Raw genomic sequence first — 18362 nt, forward strand, 5'->3', positions numbered from 1 at the left:
TTCGGTAAGTTTTATAATTCGAACTACATTTTATAATTTAGAGGATAGTTGAGAGACAAAACTTACCTCAACTGTTGGCAAACATAAAATGAAATCTAAGAAATGGGATTAGACTCGGTAGAATTATTGTTTTTTGTTGAAGATACATTTAGAATACGGTTTAATGCGTCAGAAGCAGAACAAATAAACACTGTACAAGACTTTTCAAATTCTGTTTATAGGAAAGTCATAACTAAACGAAATGAAAAATGTCTCTCACATCAAATATTTAATAGAGTTAAAAAGGCTATTAAAAAATTGAACTTTACCGAAACTATTATTATACCTGAAACAAAATTATTTGAACTGTTCAGTAATAAAAATTTAATAAGAAATTGGAAATTACTTGAAACAGAAATAGGTCTTAAATTACCAGAATTAACATCTCTAGATATTAGTCCAAACTTAGATTCACATGTTAAATTTTTAGGTATCAAGATTAGAAAACGTTCAACACCAATATTAAATGGTACGGTTAAACAGTTAATTAATTGGATAGTATCTTTAAATTATAAAGAACTTATAAATCTTGAGAAGATCACGAATAAATATGAAGTTGAAAGGGTAATCATCGGAATAATATATAATAAAATGGGTAATCCAATTAATGAAATAGAATTGGAACATTCCATAAGATATGATTTAGGAATAGATTAAAAAACGTTTGCCAATAATTAGGGCTTAGTTTGGTCTTCAGACCCAAAAATTAAGCCCTAGTTGAACAAAGGCGGTGTGGTTCTCTTGCATTTAGCTGTATGGAAGTTAGGAAGGACTTTTCGATTACTCGGGAGGTCTTTTTTTGTAGAGAACTTTTTTATAGATCACTTTCCCTCACATTTTTTACCCTAAAAGCCCTAAATAAATAATGAAATTAGGACTGAATCGCCTGCTTTTGGAAAGTTTAGGGTGTAGCCTATCAGGCTTATTTTCATAAGCAAAAAAATGAGAGGGTCAGTTTCTAATTGAGGTTGCGTTCTACTTCCGTTTCTTTATTTGGTGGGGCTCTTTGAGCAGCGAACCGTGGCATAATGACCATCGACCTTTCTCCACAGCAGGGGCAGACCAATGGATCATAACCCAGTTTTTCCCTTGACAGTTTGATCCAGTCCCATTCTACTTTTTTTGGAGTTTTCTGACCGATAGACTTTCTGATTTTCTCTATTTTGACCTTTTTGATGGCTCCGTTGTAAAATCCAAAATGTCTGATCCTCCTAAAACCCTTAGGAAGTAGATGCATACTGTATCTTTTGATAAAATCTACATCCGAGAGTGTCATTTCTTTTTTCTTTGCACCGGTTCTGTAATCCTTGTAAGAGAAGGTGACTTTTCCTTGTGAGTAATCCAATAACCGGTGGTTTGAGATGGCAGTTTTGTGCGTGTATCTACCAAGATATTCGATGATCTGTTTTGCTCCTCCAAACGGTCTTTTTGCGTAAACTACCCATTCTTTTTCGAAACAACTTTTCGCTATACTTTGGTCAATATACGCTTTTGATGTATCATTCTTTCTTATTTGATCTACAAGTTTGGCCCTGAACATTTTTGCTAATGCTTTCGCTGGGAAAAGGTACTTTCCCGTTTTGTCACTGCCCTTCCAATGTTTACCATTGCAAAGTGCACCTCCCGGAATAATGCAATGCAGATGAGGATGCAGACTCAAATTTTGCCCCCAAGTATGAAGTACTGCGATCATTCCCATTTCTCCCTCTAGACTTTTGCTTCCGAATGTTCTGACTGTTTCCCAGACGGTTTTGAAAAGCAGGTTATACATTAATTCAGGCTCATGCAGAAAGAGGTCATTTAATTCATGAGGTACTGTAAATACAGTATGAAAATAGGGGACGTCCAGCACTTCCTCCTCCCGTTTTGCGATCCATTTTTCTCTATAGGTTGCCTGACATTTCGGACAGTTTCTATTTCTGCAACTGTTGTAGGAGATTCTTACTTCACTACACTTTTCACAGTAGTCGATATGCCTTCCGAGTTTAGCCGTCCTACAAAGCGTCATGGCATGCAGGTCGAATTTCTGTCTGCTGAGAAAATGAGTAGAAGTCCTCCAAAATTGTTGCCGATTGAGAATGTGGCTGATCTCAACTTTTGGCTTCATAAATCTTGTCGAAAGGCGAGAAGGAATTGGATTTTTTGACAGTTGTAAGGTTGATATAAACAGAAGAAGATGATGAAACTGCAGACTTTGGTCAGTCATAAAATCACTTTGTTGCCATGTTCAATATAAATTCATTAGAATTAAATGAAAGTGCAATACATGACTTCATAGAAACTAGCATTTCTTTTGAAGGAGAAGAATATTTGAATAATTTAAAGAAAGACATTGAAGTTAAATTACCTTTTGACTTATAAGAATATGATTTAAAAACTGTACTTGTGATTGATAGAAATGGGTACTGATAGTTTACCAAAATTGATTACTTTTATAATTATTAATTTGAGTGAGCGATCAGGCTTTACTTTACATTATTATTGATAGATAAAATGGAAGAGGCAGATAAAAGAAAAATTTTAAATTTCCTATCAGGTAATGTCTCTGTAAAAGAATTTGAATCCTGGGTATATAATAACTCAGAGCTAGAATCTAGATTAGGCTCTGATTGCTTTTTTGACTTGATCAACGTAGATTTTAATGATAAAGATAGTGTTTATGCAACCAAATCACCATTATTGGGAAAATGTATTGATTTAGAGGAATTGAAAAATTTCAAGTATCATAGGACTTTAGAACAAGCAGGCTGGTTCGATGGTAGGAAAATGAAAAATGCTGTTGAAACAAAAAATTTACAACCTGAATTAAAACATGCTTGGAATATTCTTTCCGAGTTTGGAGGATTAGAGTTAATCACAACTTATGAATCTGATTATTGGACTCCAAGAAATATCAAATTTCCTGAAACTGTTGAACGAATAAATAATGGAGCAAGTTATGGATTAGATAAGCAACTAATTTGTTTTGCTAATATTGATGATTACAATTCAGCCTTGTATGTAGATGACGAAAACAATTATTATCAATTAGATGATATTGAAAGCATTAAACTTTATCAATTTAAGGGAGTAGAGTTTTCCAAAATGATACAGAATCTGCTTGGTATAGATGAAGAAGGGAAGTTTGAACTTATAGGAAACTCAAGTGAAAAAAATAGCAGACAAAGGCTAAAAAAGCGTTAAGTTTATTGCATTTAAGCATGCTTGCTACAGATTGAAAAAAAATAAAAAGCTTGTAGCTATTTAGTAAGCAGAACGTAAGTTCTTCGAAATGCTTTTTAGCCAAGTCATACACATTTTAAGATAACCGAAATCTATCAATGGAAATTCACGATTTTGACATAAAGAAAGGGATTTATAGCTTTGAATTTGGTGAATTGAATACAGAAAGTCATTCACATCCTGTTGTCGAAATCATAAGTGCAACAAATGGAACTTTTTCACTACAATCTAATGGGCAGATAAATAAGAATTTGGTTTTTGCAATTATCGACTCGAATATCGAACATAAAGTATTTTCAAAGGACTGTTCTATCAGAATGCTAATGATAGAGAGTCATAATTTGAAATTAACTGATTTTTTGGGAAACAAGGGAATAAAGTTTAAGAACGGTGTTTTTTCAAAGACTAACATTGTGAATAAAAATGAGCTGTTTTCAGAAGTAAAAAACCTTGCAATAACAATTGACTTAAAAACACCAACGGACAAGCGAATTGTGGAAAGCATCAAATTCATTGAGGAGAATGAACTTGAATACAAAGATTTAATTTCGGAGTTGACTTCAAAGGTGTTTCTATCAAACAGCAGACTTTCCCACCTTTTCAAAGAACATATCGGAATTTCAATAAAAAAATATCTTGTTTGGAATAGATTACGTCAGGCAATAAATCTGTATTTAAGTAAGAACACTAACTTGACAGACGTTTCAATACAGAGTGGATTTTTTGACCAAGCCCATTTTACCAATTCCTTTAAAACTGTTTTGGGCGTAAGTCCTTCAAAAGCCTACAATAGCAGAATCTTACAATCATAGTAAGTTGCTTAATTCTACTTTTATACTCAAAAGCAAAGAAAATGAACGAACAAATTAGAAAAGTGGAGAAAAAGGACATTCCAGAATTAAAGAAAGTACTTGATTCGAGCGAATTGTTCCCATCCTACTTGCTCGATGATATGATAAGCGATTATTTGAGCAACGAGAAATCAACGGATATTTGGTTTACGACAATCCAACAAGGAAAGCCCATTTCGATTGGCTATTGTGCACCTGAAAGATTGACCGAAGGAACCTATAATCTTTATGCGATTGCAGTTCATAAAAATCAACAAGGCAAAGGAATTGGAAAGAAAATGATGGAATACATCGAAAATGAGTTGAAAGAAAAAGGCAACCGAATTTTAATAGTAGAAACATCAGGGAAACCAGAGTTTAAGTTGACACGGGAATTTTACATTAAATGTGACTATACAAAACAAGCAGTAATCCCAGAGTTTTATGAAAAAGGAGATGACAAAATTGTCTTTTGGAAGAAATTGACGGAATAAAAACTGCGCACAAAAAAAATGCCTTAGTTGAACAAAGGCGGTGAATTTTTCATGCACTCAGTTGTATGGAAATTAGGAAGGACTTTTCGATTACTCTGGAAGTCTTTTTTCTTTGAGCTTAAGCAGATAATCATTAATTTCATCATCGGGAAGTTCAAGAGGAGTTTTGTTAAAATGTAAAGCAATTTTAGCAATATACTTGATGCAATCATCAAAAGTAGACTCTGACTTTCCACTTAAAGGTATACCTCATTGTACATCTCGTTGAAACCAGGAACATTAAATGCTCTGTTTCGTATAGTTCTTATTTTTATCTTACTAAATTTAAGGTGGTATTGAATTTAATGAGATGTAAAGTGTAGAAATTGAGGGATTTAGATATCGGAGTTTTTGTTCAACATCAACTAAATTCCAATCATGGTTGCACAACCGCTCACGAGTTTAGTATTCAAGTTAGCTTACAGATAAAAACACACAATGAAACCTATTGATGGACATATAGTTAAAAATGAAAATATATGGGATATTCTTCTAAACAGAAGATTACTTCATGTATACTACATTGATGAATATGGAAGTTCTGGCGACTACTTGGATGATTTTAGGTTTCACTATCTATCCCAAGGAGCAGTACTTTTAGAATTCGACAACTACCAAATCTTTGAAATTACTGTTGATGACAATAATTCTAATCTATGGCTTCGTTCAATTCAGAATCAATCACTACATCACTCACATAGGTGCTTGACTACCCAAAAATCATCTTGGTCAAGAATATCGAATAAAATAATTCTTGCTTACGATCTAGTTCATGATTTTTACTACAAATGTGATGTCAAATCAAGTAACAAAGTCGATGTAGTAAGTTCTATCAAAATCACTTTTCAAAATGGTGAAAGAATATATATTAGTAACGCAGGATTCTTAATAGAAAATGAATTAATAAGTTTGACAGGAGATTTAATTATATATTCAGATAAGAGGGTTGGAGTAGAACACAAACTTTTAAATGAAAATACGTAAGCTAAAAATTAGGGCTTAGTTTGGTCTTCAGATCCAAAACCTTAGTTAAACAAAGATGGTGAATTTTTCATGCACTCAGCTGTATGGAAATTAGGAAGGACTTTTCGATTACTCGGGAGGTCTTTTTTCGTTGAGAACTTTCTTATAGATCGTTTTCCCTATCATTTTTTAACCTAAAAGCACAAGCATTAATTACGAATTTAAAACTGAAAGGATAGTTTTACTTTGTAAACTAAGTTTTCGAATATTCATGGTCTTTAGAAATCAGGAGATTTCTGATGATCTGAAGGACACGAATGACGCTGACGCTTAACATTCGCGCCATTGCACTTTTTACCATTTTAGTTTGGTAGTATTCTCCCCGGCCTTGAAGGGAATGCGTTAAGAATTTCATGAATTGAGCCGTTAAAAATGATTTTCCAATTTGAGCTTTAGCGAGTTTAAAATCATTGAGGCGAGGAAAATGAAATTTAGCTTTTGACTTCTAAGCCTAGATTTTTTGCTTCGTTTTTCATCAATGGAAAAATGAAGAAGAAGGAAGCTTGAAAGTAGACCTTAGAAAGCTAGCAGAAATATTGATTGAAAGTAAACGATAATTTAGTTTACAATGTACTTACTGTATTAAGCTGAACTACTTTAATATAAGCTTTGTTTTAGAGATAATAATGTATTTATCTATCTATCCCAAACTGAGCGTATGCGAAACTGTTCTCTACAAGCAAAAAAAAGGATAAAAAAATTACCTAAGGTAATCTTCGATAACCAAGAAAACCCCAATTCTTATTTTGATATTCTCAAAATTGAAGAACTTTTACAGAGGGATTTAGACCATGATGTTTGTAAGAATCACCTTGTGAAATTCTATGTCATTCTTTTTGTCTATGAAGGGGAGGGCTACCATACCATTGATTTTACTGATTATAATTATAAGGAAGGGACAGTGATTTTGGTGCGAAAAGATCAAATCCAAAAATTTTTTAGAAGTACTAATGTTAAAGGATATTTACTCATTTTTACCGAAGAATTTATCATTGGACATTTGAACAAAATGGAAGCCTTAAAAGCATTTCAACTGTTCAACGAATCGCTTAGTTTTCCTAAAATAGAATTTAACAATAAGAATGAGTTTTCCGATTTTATGGTTTTGGTAAAGCAGTTGGAATTGGAATATAATGCTAAGGATGTTTTTTCGATTGGAATAACAAGAAGTGTTTTGCACGTTCTGATTATAAAATTATTTCGTATCAAAGATAAAGCAGGGGATTTCGTTGAAAGAAAAAAATATATGTCCCAATTCCTGGCTTTTCATAAATTGGTAGAAGAAGATTGTTTCAAAAGTAAAAAAGTCCAGTATTTTTCAGAAAAGTTGGGCGTTTCCACTAAAACACTCAATAACATTGTGAATGAGGTGGTGAATGTCTCTGCCAAATCTTTTATAGATGAAAGAAGCATCATGCAGATAAAAAGATTACTCATTAGTACCGATCATTCCATCAAAGAAATCGCTTACATGTCAGGGTTTAGCGATGCCACGAATTTCTTTAAGTATTTTAAAAAATTTACCAATAGCTCACCAAAGATTTTTCGCCAAGCACATTAAACTTTATTGACAACTTTCCCATTTTGACAGTTTTTAGGATTATTATGATCATCAATATCGTTTTTCTTTCCCGTAACTTTGTTTCATGATTTTTACCGAAGACTCTGTTTCAATTTTTATATAAACTCTATTTCAATGCGACTCTTAAAACTAAATTTCTTGTTTTTAGGTGCCATTTTTTCGTTGGCTACCTTAACTTCTTGTGATGACGATGATGATGTGACTGTATCACCTGTCACTTTGGGTTCAGAAGTAAATGTAAACAACACGTTTCAATCTCCAGCATTTGGATATGATGACGAGATGGATTTTGCAGTAATTTCAGGCATGAATGCAGGAGATTTTGCTGCCGACGCAACCCTTTCTTCCTCTGTTGAATTCCCCGCGTATATCGGTTTGTACGATATTAATATCAGCGAGACCACAATCACCTTCGATGTCATTGCTCCAGAAGATGATCCTACTTTTTCTGGGTTCTGGAGAATTATTGAAGCGGGTACATTTGACCGATATTATCTTACTTTTGAAAATGCTCAAAATGTGAAAGGCTTTACCTCAAGCAACCCTAATGTAAGGCTCAGAATAGATTCTGAAAAAGTATTGGTAGTGGAGATAAGCGAAGGTTATGACTTTAATCCAGACCAGAAATTTACAATCACTTTAAATTAAATGGTATGCAAATCACTTTAAAATCATTCTTTCTGCTAGTAACGTCTCTGTATATTTCCAGTTGTGCAACTGCTACAAATTCAAATTCAATGAAAGGTAAAACGATAATGGAAGTTACAACTTTCAACATCAAATATGATGCTAGCCCCACTACTTTTGCGACACTTGATGCAAAGGTGGAAAGCGACTTTACAAGTAAGCAAAAAGGATTTATTACCCGTCAGAGTGGTGTGGATGAGAAAGGAGATTATGTTGTAGTAGTGTATTGGAAAAGTGTAGCTGATGCCGATGCATCCATGAGTAAATTCATGGGGGATGCCACTGTAGCCAATTATGCCCAAATGATCGACGCACCGACAATGAAAATGTCAAGATATGCTATGGATAAATCTTTCAATGCGGAAAATAGCCAATTTGTTGAAATTATGTCCTTTGATGTAAAAAAAGGGACGGATATTGCTCAATTCCAGTTTATTAATCAAAAAGTAGAAACTGATTTTACTGGAAAACAGAAAGGTTTCTTACAACGATTGATAGGTGTGAATGAAGCAGGAGAACAAGTCGTTGCTGTTTATTGGGAAAATAAAGCACTATCAGATGCTTCCTTACAACCCTTCATGGAAGCTCCAATTTCAAAAGATTTTATGTCAAGAATGGACCAGAAATCTATAGACATGGGACGCTACAAATTTTTAAATATGGATCTATCAAATAAAGATAAAACTGTAGCCCTACTGAATAGCTTTAACACGGGCGACCAAACGCCAATTTCCTACATCAATCCTGAAAAATACATTCAGCACAATTTAGATGTTGGTGATGGTTTGGCAGGTTTTGGAGCGGTAATGAAAAATGCACCAGAAGGTGGTTTTAAGGCCAATGTTGTACGGGTATTTCAGGATGGTGATTATGTATTTACACACACCGAGTATGATTTTTTCGGACCAAAAGCTGCTTTTGATGTTTTTCGATTTGAAAATGGAAAAATAGTTGAACATTGGGATAACTTGACAGAAGTAACTCCACCAAATCCAAGTGGTAGAACTCAATTTGATGGAGCCACTGAAATCACAGACAAGGATAAAACAAAAGCTAATAAAAAGGTGGTCAAGCAATTTGTTGATGAAGTTTTGTTGAATGGGAAAATGGACAATTTGACGACACTTGTCAATCCTAAAAAGTACATCCAACACAACTCAGCCGTAGCTGACGGATTGGATGGTTTAGGTGCAGCTTTAAAATACTTTGCTGAAAATGATATGGTGATGGTTTATGATAAAGTACATAAAGTATTAGCAGAAGGCAATTTCGTATTGACGATGAGCGAAGGTAAATTTGGCAAAGCACCAGGTGCCCATGTAGCTTATTATGATTTATTCCGATTAGAAAACGGACAAATAGTGGAACATTGGGATGTGATACAACCTATCCCACCAAAATCAGAATGGAAAAATGATAATGGGAAGTTTTAATCCCCCCTGAAAATCAAAATGTAATTTTTCTTCAAATAAAGAATAAGTTTTACAATCTGAATATAGAATAATTAAAACAGGAGTCATCCCTAATTTTATGACTACAATAATAAAGGGATGACTCCATTTTTTTATGCCTATTTTTTTAAATGGCTATTTTCGGAATTAGCCTATTCTTTCAAATTATTCATTATTAGCCCTTATGTCATAAAATTCCAAGGATTTGAAAGAATAGGTAAATCATGTTTTTATCACATACTATAGTTTTGATTCATCGAAATGAACGTCTATTGTCAATGATTGAAAGTAGATTTTTTGATACAAGTACTGGAAGATAGAATAGTTGAATACATTGATATCCTACCAGCTTTTTTAGATTCAAATAGGTGTTCATTAGTGCAAACAAAACTTTTGAGGAAATGAAATTGAAAACATATTTATTACTTGGTTTTTACAATAGAAATAAGCAGCTAACTTTCCATGTGTTAAGTGCTTTTTTGTTTTTACTCTACTCTTGTGGAACAAAAAATAGTATTAATAAACCAGAGGTGCTAACTGATGTATATGGTAAGCTTCAGCCTTTTGTCCGAACTGATACTTTATCCAATGTTTCTTATTTCAAGATAGAAGAAGGCAAAGACGAATTTAATTCCAACAATATAAAATGGCAATGCGATATTAATTACAAAAAGGTAGAAGGGAATGATAAGGCGATCGATGCAGAGGTACGCATTTTTCCAGACCGTAAAATTAATTCACAATTAGAAAAAGGAATAGAACTTCGTTTTGACAAATGGAGTAAAGAAAACTATGTGTTCATTCCCGCTTCTGTGTATAATGGTAATCGATTTAAGGTAGTGCAGATGAATTGGCCAACTGTGGTAGTGGATGAAGCCGACCGTTACCATGATATTGCACCAAGGATTGCTCATTATGTCCCGCATTTAAATAGTGATGAAGGTCCCTCAAAACTAATTCGAAAACTCAATGATGCCAGTACACCTGCAATTGGGTTTTACAGTCCTGAACTTCAGAAAAGCTTCTTGCTATTGATAAAGCCAAGTCGAAATTTTAATATCGAAATTAAAGAAAGTGAGGATCGCACAGTAGGCTCCATCATTCTGTCATCAAATGGACAACCCGATGTTTACAACGATCAACAATCGGATGCTTTTGAGATCAATTTTCGAATGTTTGAGTTTAATTCTAATGCACCAATTGATTTACTGACGAACTATTTCAAGGTGAGGAAATCAATGGTAGCAACGAATGAATTCGTTCCTTCAGTGCCATTTAGTAAAATGTTTGAAATCCAGGAAAAGCTTCATAATAGTGAGCGATGGAATAACAAGATGCAATGTTATATTCAGTCAGGCAACCATGAACATGGCAAATGGTATAGTGGTGTCCAACTCGGTTGGATAGGAGGTTTAATGGAACAGCAAACTTTACTTACTGCTGGAAACGAATTAAGTAAGGAGCGTTCTATTCTTACTATGGACAACATCTTGAATAATATGCAAGGCGAATCGGGTCTAATGTATGGCATGTATAAAGATGGAAAGTTGTATAGTGATGATTACCGAAATCCGTTTAAGGAACCATTCATAGGCTTGACTCGAAAAAATGGTGATGCACTTTACTTTTTGCTTCAGGAGTTAATGTTGTTGAAAAATAATAAGATGTATCAAAATAAGGTTGCTGAGTTTGAGGCCAAAGCACAAAAGCTAGCAGACGGATTGGTAAATCTATGGGAGCAGCACGGTCAGTTTGGTCAATATTTCGATCCCAAAACAGGTACATTGGTCGTTTATGGTTCAACCTCTGGAGCATCAAGTATTTCAGCACTTGCCTTGGCATCAGAATATTTTAAAGAAAACAAATACCTTAAAATAGCAGAAGAGGCTGCCGAATTCTATTACAATCGTGATCTGAAAAACGGTTATACCACAGGTGGTCCAGGAGAGGCGATGCAATGTCCTGATTCAGAGTCAGCTTTTGCTTTATTGGAAGGTTATATGGCATTGTATGATTTAACAGGAAATAAAAAATATACAATGATGGGTGAACATGCTGCGGCTTATTTTGCAACCTATACCACCTCTTATGATTTTCCATTTCCTAAAAATAGCCCAATGGGAAAAATTAAAGCGAAATCAACAGGAGCAGTTTGGGCCAATGCACAAAATAAGCACGGTGCTCCAGCGATATGTAACTACTCAGGGGATGCTTTACTTAAACTATATAGAGCAACGAGTAATCTATTGTATCTTGAATTATTAAAAGATATAACTTACAATTCCATGCAGTATGTCTCTACCGAAGAAAAACTGTTGGCACCACATTTTAAGCCAGGCTATGTTTGTGAGCGTGTAAATATTAGTAATTGGGAAGGTGAAAACCTAGTTGGTGGCAACCTTTACGATACATCACCATGGGTGGAGGTGGCTCTAATGCAAATAACGGTTCAAGTACCAAGTATTTATGTTGATACAAAAGAATCATCCATCACTGTTTTTGATAATCTAGAAGCATCAATTGTAAAATTGGATAATGCAGGAGTTAGTATTCGAGTGAAGAATCCAACGAATTATAAGGCAACATGTACAGTCTTTATTGACTCAGAAAAAAATAAAGCAATGGGCTGGAACAATTATGCTGATTTTGAAAAGATAGAATTGGAGATAAATGAAGAAAAAATAGTGACTTTAAAATAAATTCATAGCAGAGTAGGAAAAGGTTTTGGCTTAGGTTTGAGGTACTGATAGTCCACTGATATGGATTACTTTTATAGGTGTTGATATTGGTGAGCTATCAGCCTTTTCTGTATATTTTTCTAAAACTATTTTAATTACATTGTAAACTAAATTATCATCAACTTTTAATTTGCATTTCTGTAAGCATTTATAGGATCTACTTTCAAGCTTACTACTTCTTCATTTTTCAATTGATGAAAAACGAAGCAAAAAATCTAGGCTTAGAAGTCAAAAGCTGTAATTTTGGGAAATTAAGCATTGACACAATCGATGCGAAACAAACGCTTTACTATGAACACTAACAATTACAGTAAATCTTTCTATTATTTTGTTGGGATTGCATTTTTATGGATTCCCATTTTATTTTTTGATTCCCCTTACTTTGATGAAAATTTCTTCGATGGAAAAATAATCTCCACAGTATCTGTTTTAAGCATATTTGTCATCATATTCTTCTTGTCGTCATTACGTATTCGATTTTTAATGACGGTCATGGTGCCTTTGTCATGGTTAGGTGAAATGTTGTGCTGTGTATGGATGGATATGTATGATTATAGAGGTGGACAAATTCCGATGTATGTGCCCTTTGGTCATGCAGTGATATTTGCATTGGGATGGAACATCACCCAGAAAAGCTCTATTCTTTCCAACGCTCTTCAATTCAAAAAATGGATGATGGGTTTTTATACTTTACTTTTCGCAATAGTAATTCTATACTTCAAAGACACGTTAAGTTTAGCTCTAGGAGCATTATTCTTCTGGGCCCTTTGGCGAAGAAATTACATGCCTTTCTACCTTGTGATGAGTGCATTGGTGTTATATTTGGAAATAATCGGAACGTATTATGGAGTATGGAAATGGGATCAAAAACAGTGGATCTTCCAAACTGTCAACCCACCCATAGGAGCCATGTTTATTTATATTGGCGGTGATATGATTTTAGGCAGATTGTGTAGGTATCTGTTAAAGGTTTTGAGGAAGAGAAAGGTCGTTTATGTGAGGAATTAATTCATATTATTAGTCAACAATAGATCTATCTAATTGTCTCAATAGAACTGTTCGTGATGTCAAGCCGAAAGGCGTCATTACGAATTTTAGACTTGTATAAGTTTGAAACTTATTACAATAAAATATATCCATGATTTCTTGAACAGAAACAAGAATAGTATCAATATGAACTAATGTTCTTTAAAAAAATAAGATGGGTAATAGATTAAAACTTACTGGCGTGTTTAGAGATTTAAGTAACACTGATAATTTAATCTTTGTATGCGAGCAAACAACAGGTGAAATAATAAATGGAAGAAGTATTGTCTTTGAAAGTCAAATTCTTGGTGAAATAGTATCCTTTGATAAAATAAACGTGCTTTTCTCAGATAACATCTTTGAAATTGTGATAAGAATAAAAAAAGAAACAAAATGGACGGCTGAAGAAGTAAAAGGTAAAGAGGTAATTATTTTGTGATGTTATATTTACCTTAAGGGCTAAGCCATATAAATGTTATTGTTTTGAGATAAAGTTATTGAGTTATAAAAGAACTATTGTAATGAAAAAAGTAATCATAAAATGGAACTCCATACTAATTGTTTATATAGTTGTGTTATATGGAACTATTTCAGTTTCAAATGCACAAAGTTGTACAATCATAGAAGAAGAAATGAATGACTTTTCTTTACAGTATTTAGATTTAAATAAAGTCGATTTGAATCATAAGTTTATGATGACACTATTAACTATTAATGGAATGGGTCGGAAATCTTATACCCTTTACTCACAAGGTGAACAATGTTTTTTTGAAGTTAAAATAGAAGAAGAACAAGTTGTTTTTACTAGTACAGTGAATTGTATTTTTGATACTATTGATTCTTTAAAAGAGAACCATGTTATTTATGAAATCTGTTCGTCAAATTTTGAACGGCATTACTTTGATGCGATGCTGATAAAAGCAGGCTCTCAAGTAGAATATTTTATCCCAATTGGATCATCTATATTCGGCAACATAGAATGTATTAGCTCCAAAAGTGAACTTTTCTCAAAACTGATAAAAAAGTTTCAAAAGGAGTACTTATTAAATAGAAATAAGTACTGATTTATCTTCTTCGTTGAGGTTTAAACTAATTTGAATTCAAAACAACCCAAAAAATAAAATGGACTCAGCTGAACTATTATTAAATGAAATCATCAACTCAGATATTTGTAAAGGATGTGACCCTCCCAACTCAAAACCACTTCTAAATTTTTCATCACAATCTAGAATTCTGATTGTAGGCCAAGCTCCCGGAGTAAAAGCAATAGAATCAGGAATTCCTTGGAATGATGCTAGTGGTAGAAGACTAAGAGAATGGATGGGTATTTCAGAAGAAGATTTTTACAATAAAGATAAAGTAGCAATTGTCCCCATGGACTTCTGTTTTCCTGGTAAAGGAAAATCAGGTGATTTACCACCACGACCGATATGTGCTCAGAAGTGGTTGCCAAAAATCATGAAAGAGCTCAAAAATGTAGAGTTCACCCTCTTAATAGGACAGTATGCACAAAAACACTTTCTTGGCGAACTCAGAAAACCCAACTTAACTTCTACAGTCAAAAATTGGAAGGAATATTACCCAAAATATTTTGTGATGCCTCACCCTTCTCCAAGAAACAATATTTGGTTAAGAAAAAACGAGTGGTTTGAAGTTGAATTACTACCTGTTTTAAAAAGTGATATAGAGAAAATTTGCTCTTAAATAAAGAATAATAAAGAACCTCAATTTTTAACCCAAGTGATCAATAAAAATTAGAATATAGAAAACTGTAGGAATATTGTTTGAAAGTAATTGGAAATTGAGTGGATAATGTAATAAACTATTCACTTAAAATGATGAATGTATTCATCTATAAAGTGTAAAGCAGGTAGGTTTTAGTCCTCCTTAAGTGTTACAAAAAATGAGGATTAGTTACAATCTGTTTCAAATTGAATAAAATGTAAATAAATTCAAATATTTCTATTACATTGTGCTTGAGACTAACTTTTATTTCATAACATGAATTTCAACATCTATAACTTCTTGAGCATTGTAGGTGCTGTTCAAGGGGTGATATTTTCGCTTGTAATACTTTTTTTTCATAGAGGTCGTAAAAGTTCAAACTATTTGTTATCAGCGTTAATTGCTTGTATTGCATTGACTATGGGTCGTCATGTATTGTCTGATATGCAAGTATTAAAACAACATCCTTTATTAGAAAGTGTTCCGTTGACCTACTTATTGATGATAGGACCACTGTTGTATTTATACACAAGGTCTATTTGTACATTAAACTATGTTTTCGATTTTAATTCTTTAAAACACTTATTGCCCTCTTTTATTTTCTTTATTGGAAGGGTATTCAATATGATTGATCAATTTTACTTTAAAGTGGGCGTTTTTGAGGTTCTCAACGGCTATGGTAAATTAGAAGTGATAGTTGGTGTTTTCTCTATGAGTGTGTATGCTTTTATGACTTTTAGAACGATTGATGAAGAAGAAGAGATTTCGGATGCTGATGTGCAAAACAGAATATGGATGAAAAAAATTATCTATGGATGGTCTGTAGGGTGGATCTTATTTGCTGTTTTGTCTTTAGTGGATCTTATTTTCTTTAATTACGAAAGACCTTATTCAGATTATTACATTTTATTTCTCTATTTGGCGTTTGTGATTTATTGGTTAGGGTTAAAAGGTTTTTATGAGAGAATTACGCATTTCACAAAAGAAGTGAAGATTGAAGAACCTGAAAAAATAACGATTATCAAGTCGAATAGACTACAGAGTGATATGGAATACCTACAAAAAGTGATGGAGGTAGAAGAGTTGTATTTAGATCATGAGTTGACCTTAGAAAAATTATCTACGAAAGTGGGCTTTTCCACGAAAAAGGTTTCCATTATCCTTAATCAAGGTTTTAAAAAATCATTTTATCACTTTATTAATATCTATAGGGTAGAAGAATTCAAGAAAAGAGTACATCAAATCGAAAATCAAGATCTCACTTTATTAGCTGTTGCTTATGATTGTGGCTTTAACTCTAAATCAACTTTTAACTATATTTTTAAAAAAGAAACGGGAGAAACACCTCATCAATACAAAAAGAGAACGAAGCCAAGAACTGCTGTTTAAGTATTACGAAATGCTCTTCAAATAGACTAAAAGCAAACAAATTTTGTCATTTAATTGAAAATAGATTTAAATTTTAAATGATTCCCTGTTTTTTTCAAAATCAATCCTCCTAGTTCCAATAAATTCTATTATTTTCGCCTTTTGAAATTGTGCAGTAATGTATAGTAACCGAAGGGGTTTTCGGTTATGCATTTCTGACGTTGAGCAAAAAACAATCAAAATGCAAATTCTTAGCGAACAAGAAGTACTCCGTCGAGAAAAAAGACAACAGCTAATGGACTTGGGCGTCGATCCATATCCAGCGGAAAAATTTGATGTAAACGTTTCAGCAGCACATATTCATAAGAATTTCGATCGTCGTCCTAATGATTATGGAACAGTGTCTATTGCTGGTCGTATTATGAGTGTTCGTGCGATGGGTAAGGCAGCTTTTGTAGAATTACAAGATGCCTCAGGTCGTATCCAAGTTTATGTAAATAGAGATGAAATCTGTCCTGGAGAGGATAAGACATTATATAACACGGTTTTTAAGAAGCTTTTAGATAGAGGTGACTTTATCGGTATTGAAGGTTTTGTTTTCAAAACAGAAGTAGGTGAAACTACTGTTCATGCCAAAACACTAAAAGTTTTATCTAAAGCCTTAAAACCACTTCCTGCCGTTAAGGTAACAAAAGACGAGGATGGTAATGAAACAATGCACGACGCATTTTCTGACCCTGAATTAAGATACCGTCAACGTTATGTGGATTTAGTAGTCAATAAAGAAGTAAAAGAGACTTTCGTTAAAAGAACGAAAATCATCAACGCTATGCGTAACTTCTTTAATGATCATGGACATTTAGAAGTTGATACTCCAGTATTACAAGGTATTCCTGGTGGTGCGGCAGCTAGCCCGTTCATTACTCACCACAATGCTTTAGATACTCCTTTATACTTAAGAATTGCCAACGAATTATACTTAAAGAGATTAATCGTAGGTGGTTTTGATGGAGTATATGAGTTCTCTCGTAACTTCAGAAATGAAGGTATGGACAGAACGCACAACCCTGAGTTTACAGCCGTTGAAATCTATGTAGCTTACAAAGATTACAACTGGATGATGGAATTCACGGAACAATGTTTAGAGCACGTTGCTATCGCTGCAAATGGTACAACTGATGCGAAGGTTGGCAATAATGATATTTCTTTCAAAGCACCTTACCGTCGTGTAACAATGGCAGAGGCAATCATGGAACATACAGGTAAAGACATCAACGGTAAATCTGTTGAAGAATTACGTGTATTCTGTGACGAGTTAGGTATTGAGCATGACGAGACAATGGGTAAAGGTAAATTAATCGATGAGATCTTCGGTGAGAAATGTGAGGGTAACTATATCCAACCAACATTCATTACTGACTATCCTGTTGAGATGTCTCCTTTATGTAAGCGTCATAGAGATAATCCTGAATTAACAGAGCGTTTTGAATTGATGGTGAACGGTAAAGAGGTAGCCAATGCTTACTCTGAGTTGAATGACCCAGTTGATCAAAGAGAGCGTTTTGAGGAGCAAATGAAATTAATGGAAGCGGGTGATGATGAAGCAATGTTCATCGACCAAGACTTCTTAAGAGCATTAGAGTATGGTATGCCTCCAACATCAGGTTTAGGTATCGGTATCGACCGTTTAGTAATGATGTTGACGGACAATGCTTCTATCCAAGAAGTTTTATTCTTCCCTCAAATGCGTCCTGAAAAATGGCCTGTAGCTTCTTCGGAGCAAGAGTGGGCAGCAATCGGTGTTGAGAAAGATTTAATCAACGTGATGCACAAATTAGGTTTCTATATGATTTCTGATCTTGCTGATAAAGCAGTAGGTAAATTGATGAATGACTTCATCGGTATGAAGAAGAAATTGAAATTGAAGCAAATCCCTAACCCTTCGAAAGACGCGGTTCAAGGATGGATTGACAAGGCAGCAGCAGCCAACAGCTAGTCAAAAATACTACAATAGTAGTCAATGATATAAGAGCTACCTTCAGCAATGAGGGTAGCTTTTTCTATGCCCAAAAACATGAGCTTATAGAGTATCAGAATTGGTAAATAAAAAAGGCTTTATACTTAATGAAAAGTACAAA

Annotated in this window: 16 protein-coding genes; 15 read left to right on the forward strand and 1 reads right to left on the reverse strand. The window is 33.8% G+C overall.

What is annotated here, in order from left to right; all coding sequences use genetic code 11:
- Positions 1 to 102 precede the first annotated feature (102 nt).
- Complete coding sequence (locus tag IC221_RS24690) at positions 103 to 696, forward strand: acyl carrier protein (protein WP_188171509.1); 594 nt, start codon at positions 103 to 105, stop codon at positions 694 to 696.
- 301 nt (positions 697 to 997) lie between these two features.
- Here IC221_RS24690 and IC221_RS24695 read toward each other — a convergent pair whose 3' ends face one another.
- Positions 998 to 2245, reverse strand: a complete 1248-nt coding sequence (locus tag IC221_RS24695) for an IS91 family transposase (protein WP_367397784.1) — start codon at positions 2243 to 2245, stop codon at positions 998 to 1000.
- Between the two features lie 287 nt (positions 2246 to 2532).
- Here IC221_RS24695 and IC221_RS24700 point away from each other — a divergent pair, with 287 nt between their 5' ends.
- The 14 genes from IC221_RS24700 (at position 2533) to lysS (ending at position 18220) form a co-directional block, all read left to right on the forward strand.
- On the forward strand, positions 2533 to 3222 hold the full coding sequence (locus IC221_RS24700; protein ID WP_188171511.1) for an SUKH-3 domain-containing protein: 690 nt from the start codon (positions 2533 to 2535) through the stop codon (positions 3220 to 3222).
- A 137-nt stretch (positions 3223 to 3359) separates the two neighbouring features.
- Positions 3360 to 4073: an AraC family transcriptional regulator gene (locus IC221_RS24705; protein WP_188171512.1), complete on the forward strand. Its 714-nt coding sequence runs from the start codon at positions 3360 to 3362 to the stop codon at positions 4071 to 4073.
- A 41-nt stretch (positions 4074 to 4114) separates the two neighbouring features.
- The gene (locus IC221_RS24710; RefSeq protein WP_188171513.1) at positions 4115 to 4585 is read left to right on the forward strand and encodes a GNAT family N-acetyltransferase; all 471 of its coding nucleotides are present in this window, start codon (positions 4115 to 4117) and stop codon (positions 4583 to 4585) included.
- Between the two features lie 477 nt (positions 4586 to 5062).
- On the forward strand, positions 5063 to 5608 hold the full coding sequence (locus IC221_RS24715; RefSeq protein WP_188171514.1) for a hypothetical protein: 546 nt from the start codon (positions 5063 to 5065) through the stop codon (positions 5606 to 5608).
- Between the two features lie 697 nt (positions 5609 to 6305).
- Positions 6306 to 7208, forward strand: a complete 903-nt coding sequence (locus IC221_RS24720; RefSeq protein WP_223241480.1) for a helix-turn-helix domain-containing protein — start codon at positions 6306 to 6308, stop codon at positions 7206 to 7208.
- A 135-nt stretch (positions 7209 to 7343) separates the two neighbouring features.
- Positions 7344 to 7877 carry a hypothetical protein gene (locus IC221_RS24725; protein WP_188171516.1) on the forward strand — a complete coding sequence of 178 codons (534 nt, stop codon included), beginning with the start codon at positions 7344 to 7346 and terminating at the stop codon, positions 7875 to 7877.
- A gap of 89 nt (positions 7878 to 7966) precedes the next feature.
- A complete protein-coding gene (locus IC221_RS29625) occupies positions 7967 to 9349 on the forward strand; it encodes a nuclear transport factor 2 family protein (protein WP_223241481.1) in 1383 nt (460 codons plus the stop codon).
- A gap of 419 nt (positions 9350 to 9768) precedes the next feature.
- Positions 9769 to 12066 (forward strand): hypothetical protein, encoded by a 2298-nt coding sequence (locus IC221_RS24735; RefSeq protein WP_188171517.1) that lies wholly within the window; start codon positions 9769 to 9771, stop codon positions 12064 to 12066.
- Positions 12067 to 12396: 330 nt separating this feature from the next.
- Positions 12397 to 13113, forward strand: a complete 717-nt coding sequence (locus IC221_RS24740; protein ID WP_188171518.1) for a hypothetical protein — start codon at positions 12397 to 12399, stop codon at positions 13111 to 13113.
- Between the two features lie 193 nt (positions 13114 to 13306).
- Complete coding sequence (locus IC221_RS24745) at positions 13307 to 13570, forward strand: hypothetical protein (RefSeq protein WP_188171519.1); 264 nt, start codon at positions 13307 to 13309, stop codon at positions 13568 to 13570.
- 82 nt (positions 13571 to 13652) lie between these two features.
- Positions 13653 to 14195, forward strand: coding sequence for a hypothetical protein (locus IC221_RS24750; RefSeq protein ID WP_188171520.1), 543 nt, complete (start codon positions 13653 to 13655; stop codon positions 14193 to 14195).
- Between the two features lie 58 nt (positions 14196 to 14253).
- Positions 14254 to 14835 (forward strand): uracil-DNA glycosylase family protein, encoded by a 582-nt coding sequence (locus tag IC221_RS24755; RefSeq protein ID WP_188171521.1) that lies wholly within the window; start codon positions 14254 to 14256, stop codon positions 14833 to 14835.
- A gap of 297 nt (positions 14836 to 15132) precedes the next feature.
- Complete coding sequence (locus IC221_RS24760) at positions 15133 to 16245, forward strand: AraC family transcriptional regulator (RefSeq protein ID WP_188171522.1); 1113 nt, start codon at positions 15133 to 15135, stop codon at positions 16243 to 16245.
- A 220-nt stretch (positions 16246 to 16465) separates the two neighbouring features.
- Complete coding sequence (lysS, locus tag IC221_RS24765) at positions 16466 to 18220, forward strand: lysine--tRNA ligase (RefSeq protein WP_223241482.1); 1755 nt, start codon at positions 16466 to 16468, stop codon at positions 18218 to 18220.
- Positions 18221 to 18362 lie beyond the last annotated feature (142 nt).

Origin of the sequence: Flammeovirga sp. EKP202 (assembly GCF_014534745.1) — a bacterium.
GTDB lineage: Bacteria > Bacteroidota > Bacteroidia > Cytophagales > Flammeovirgaceae > Flammeovirga.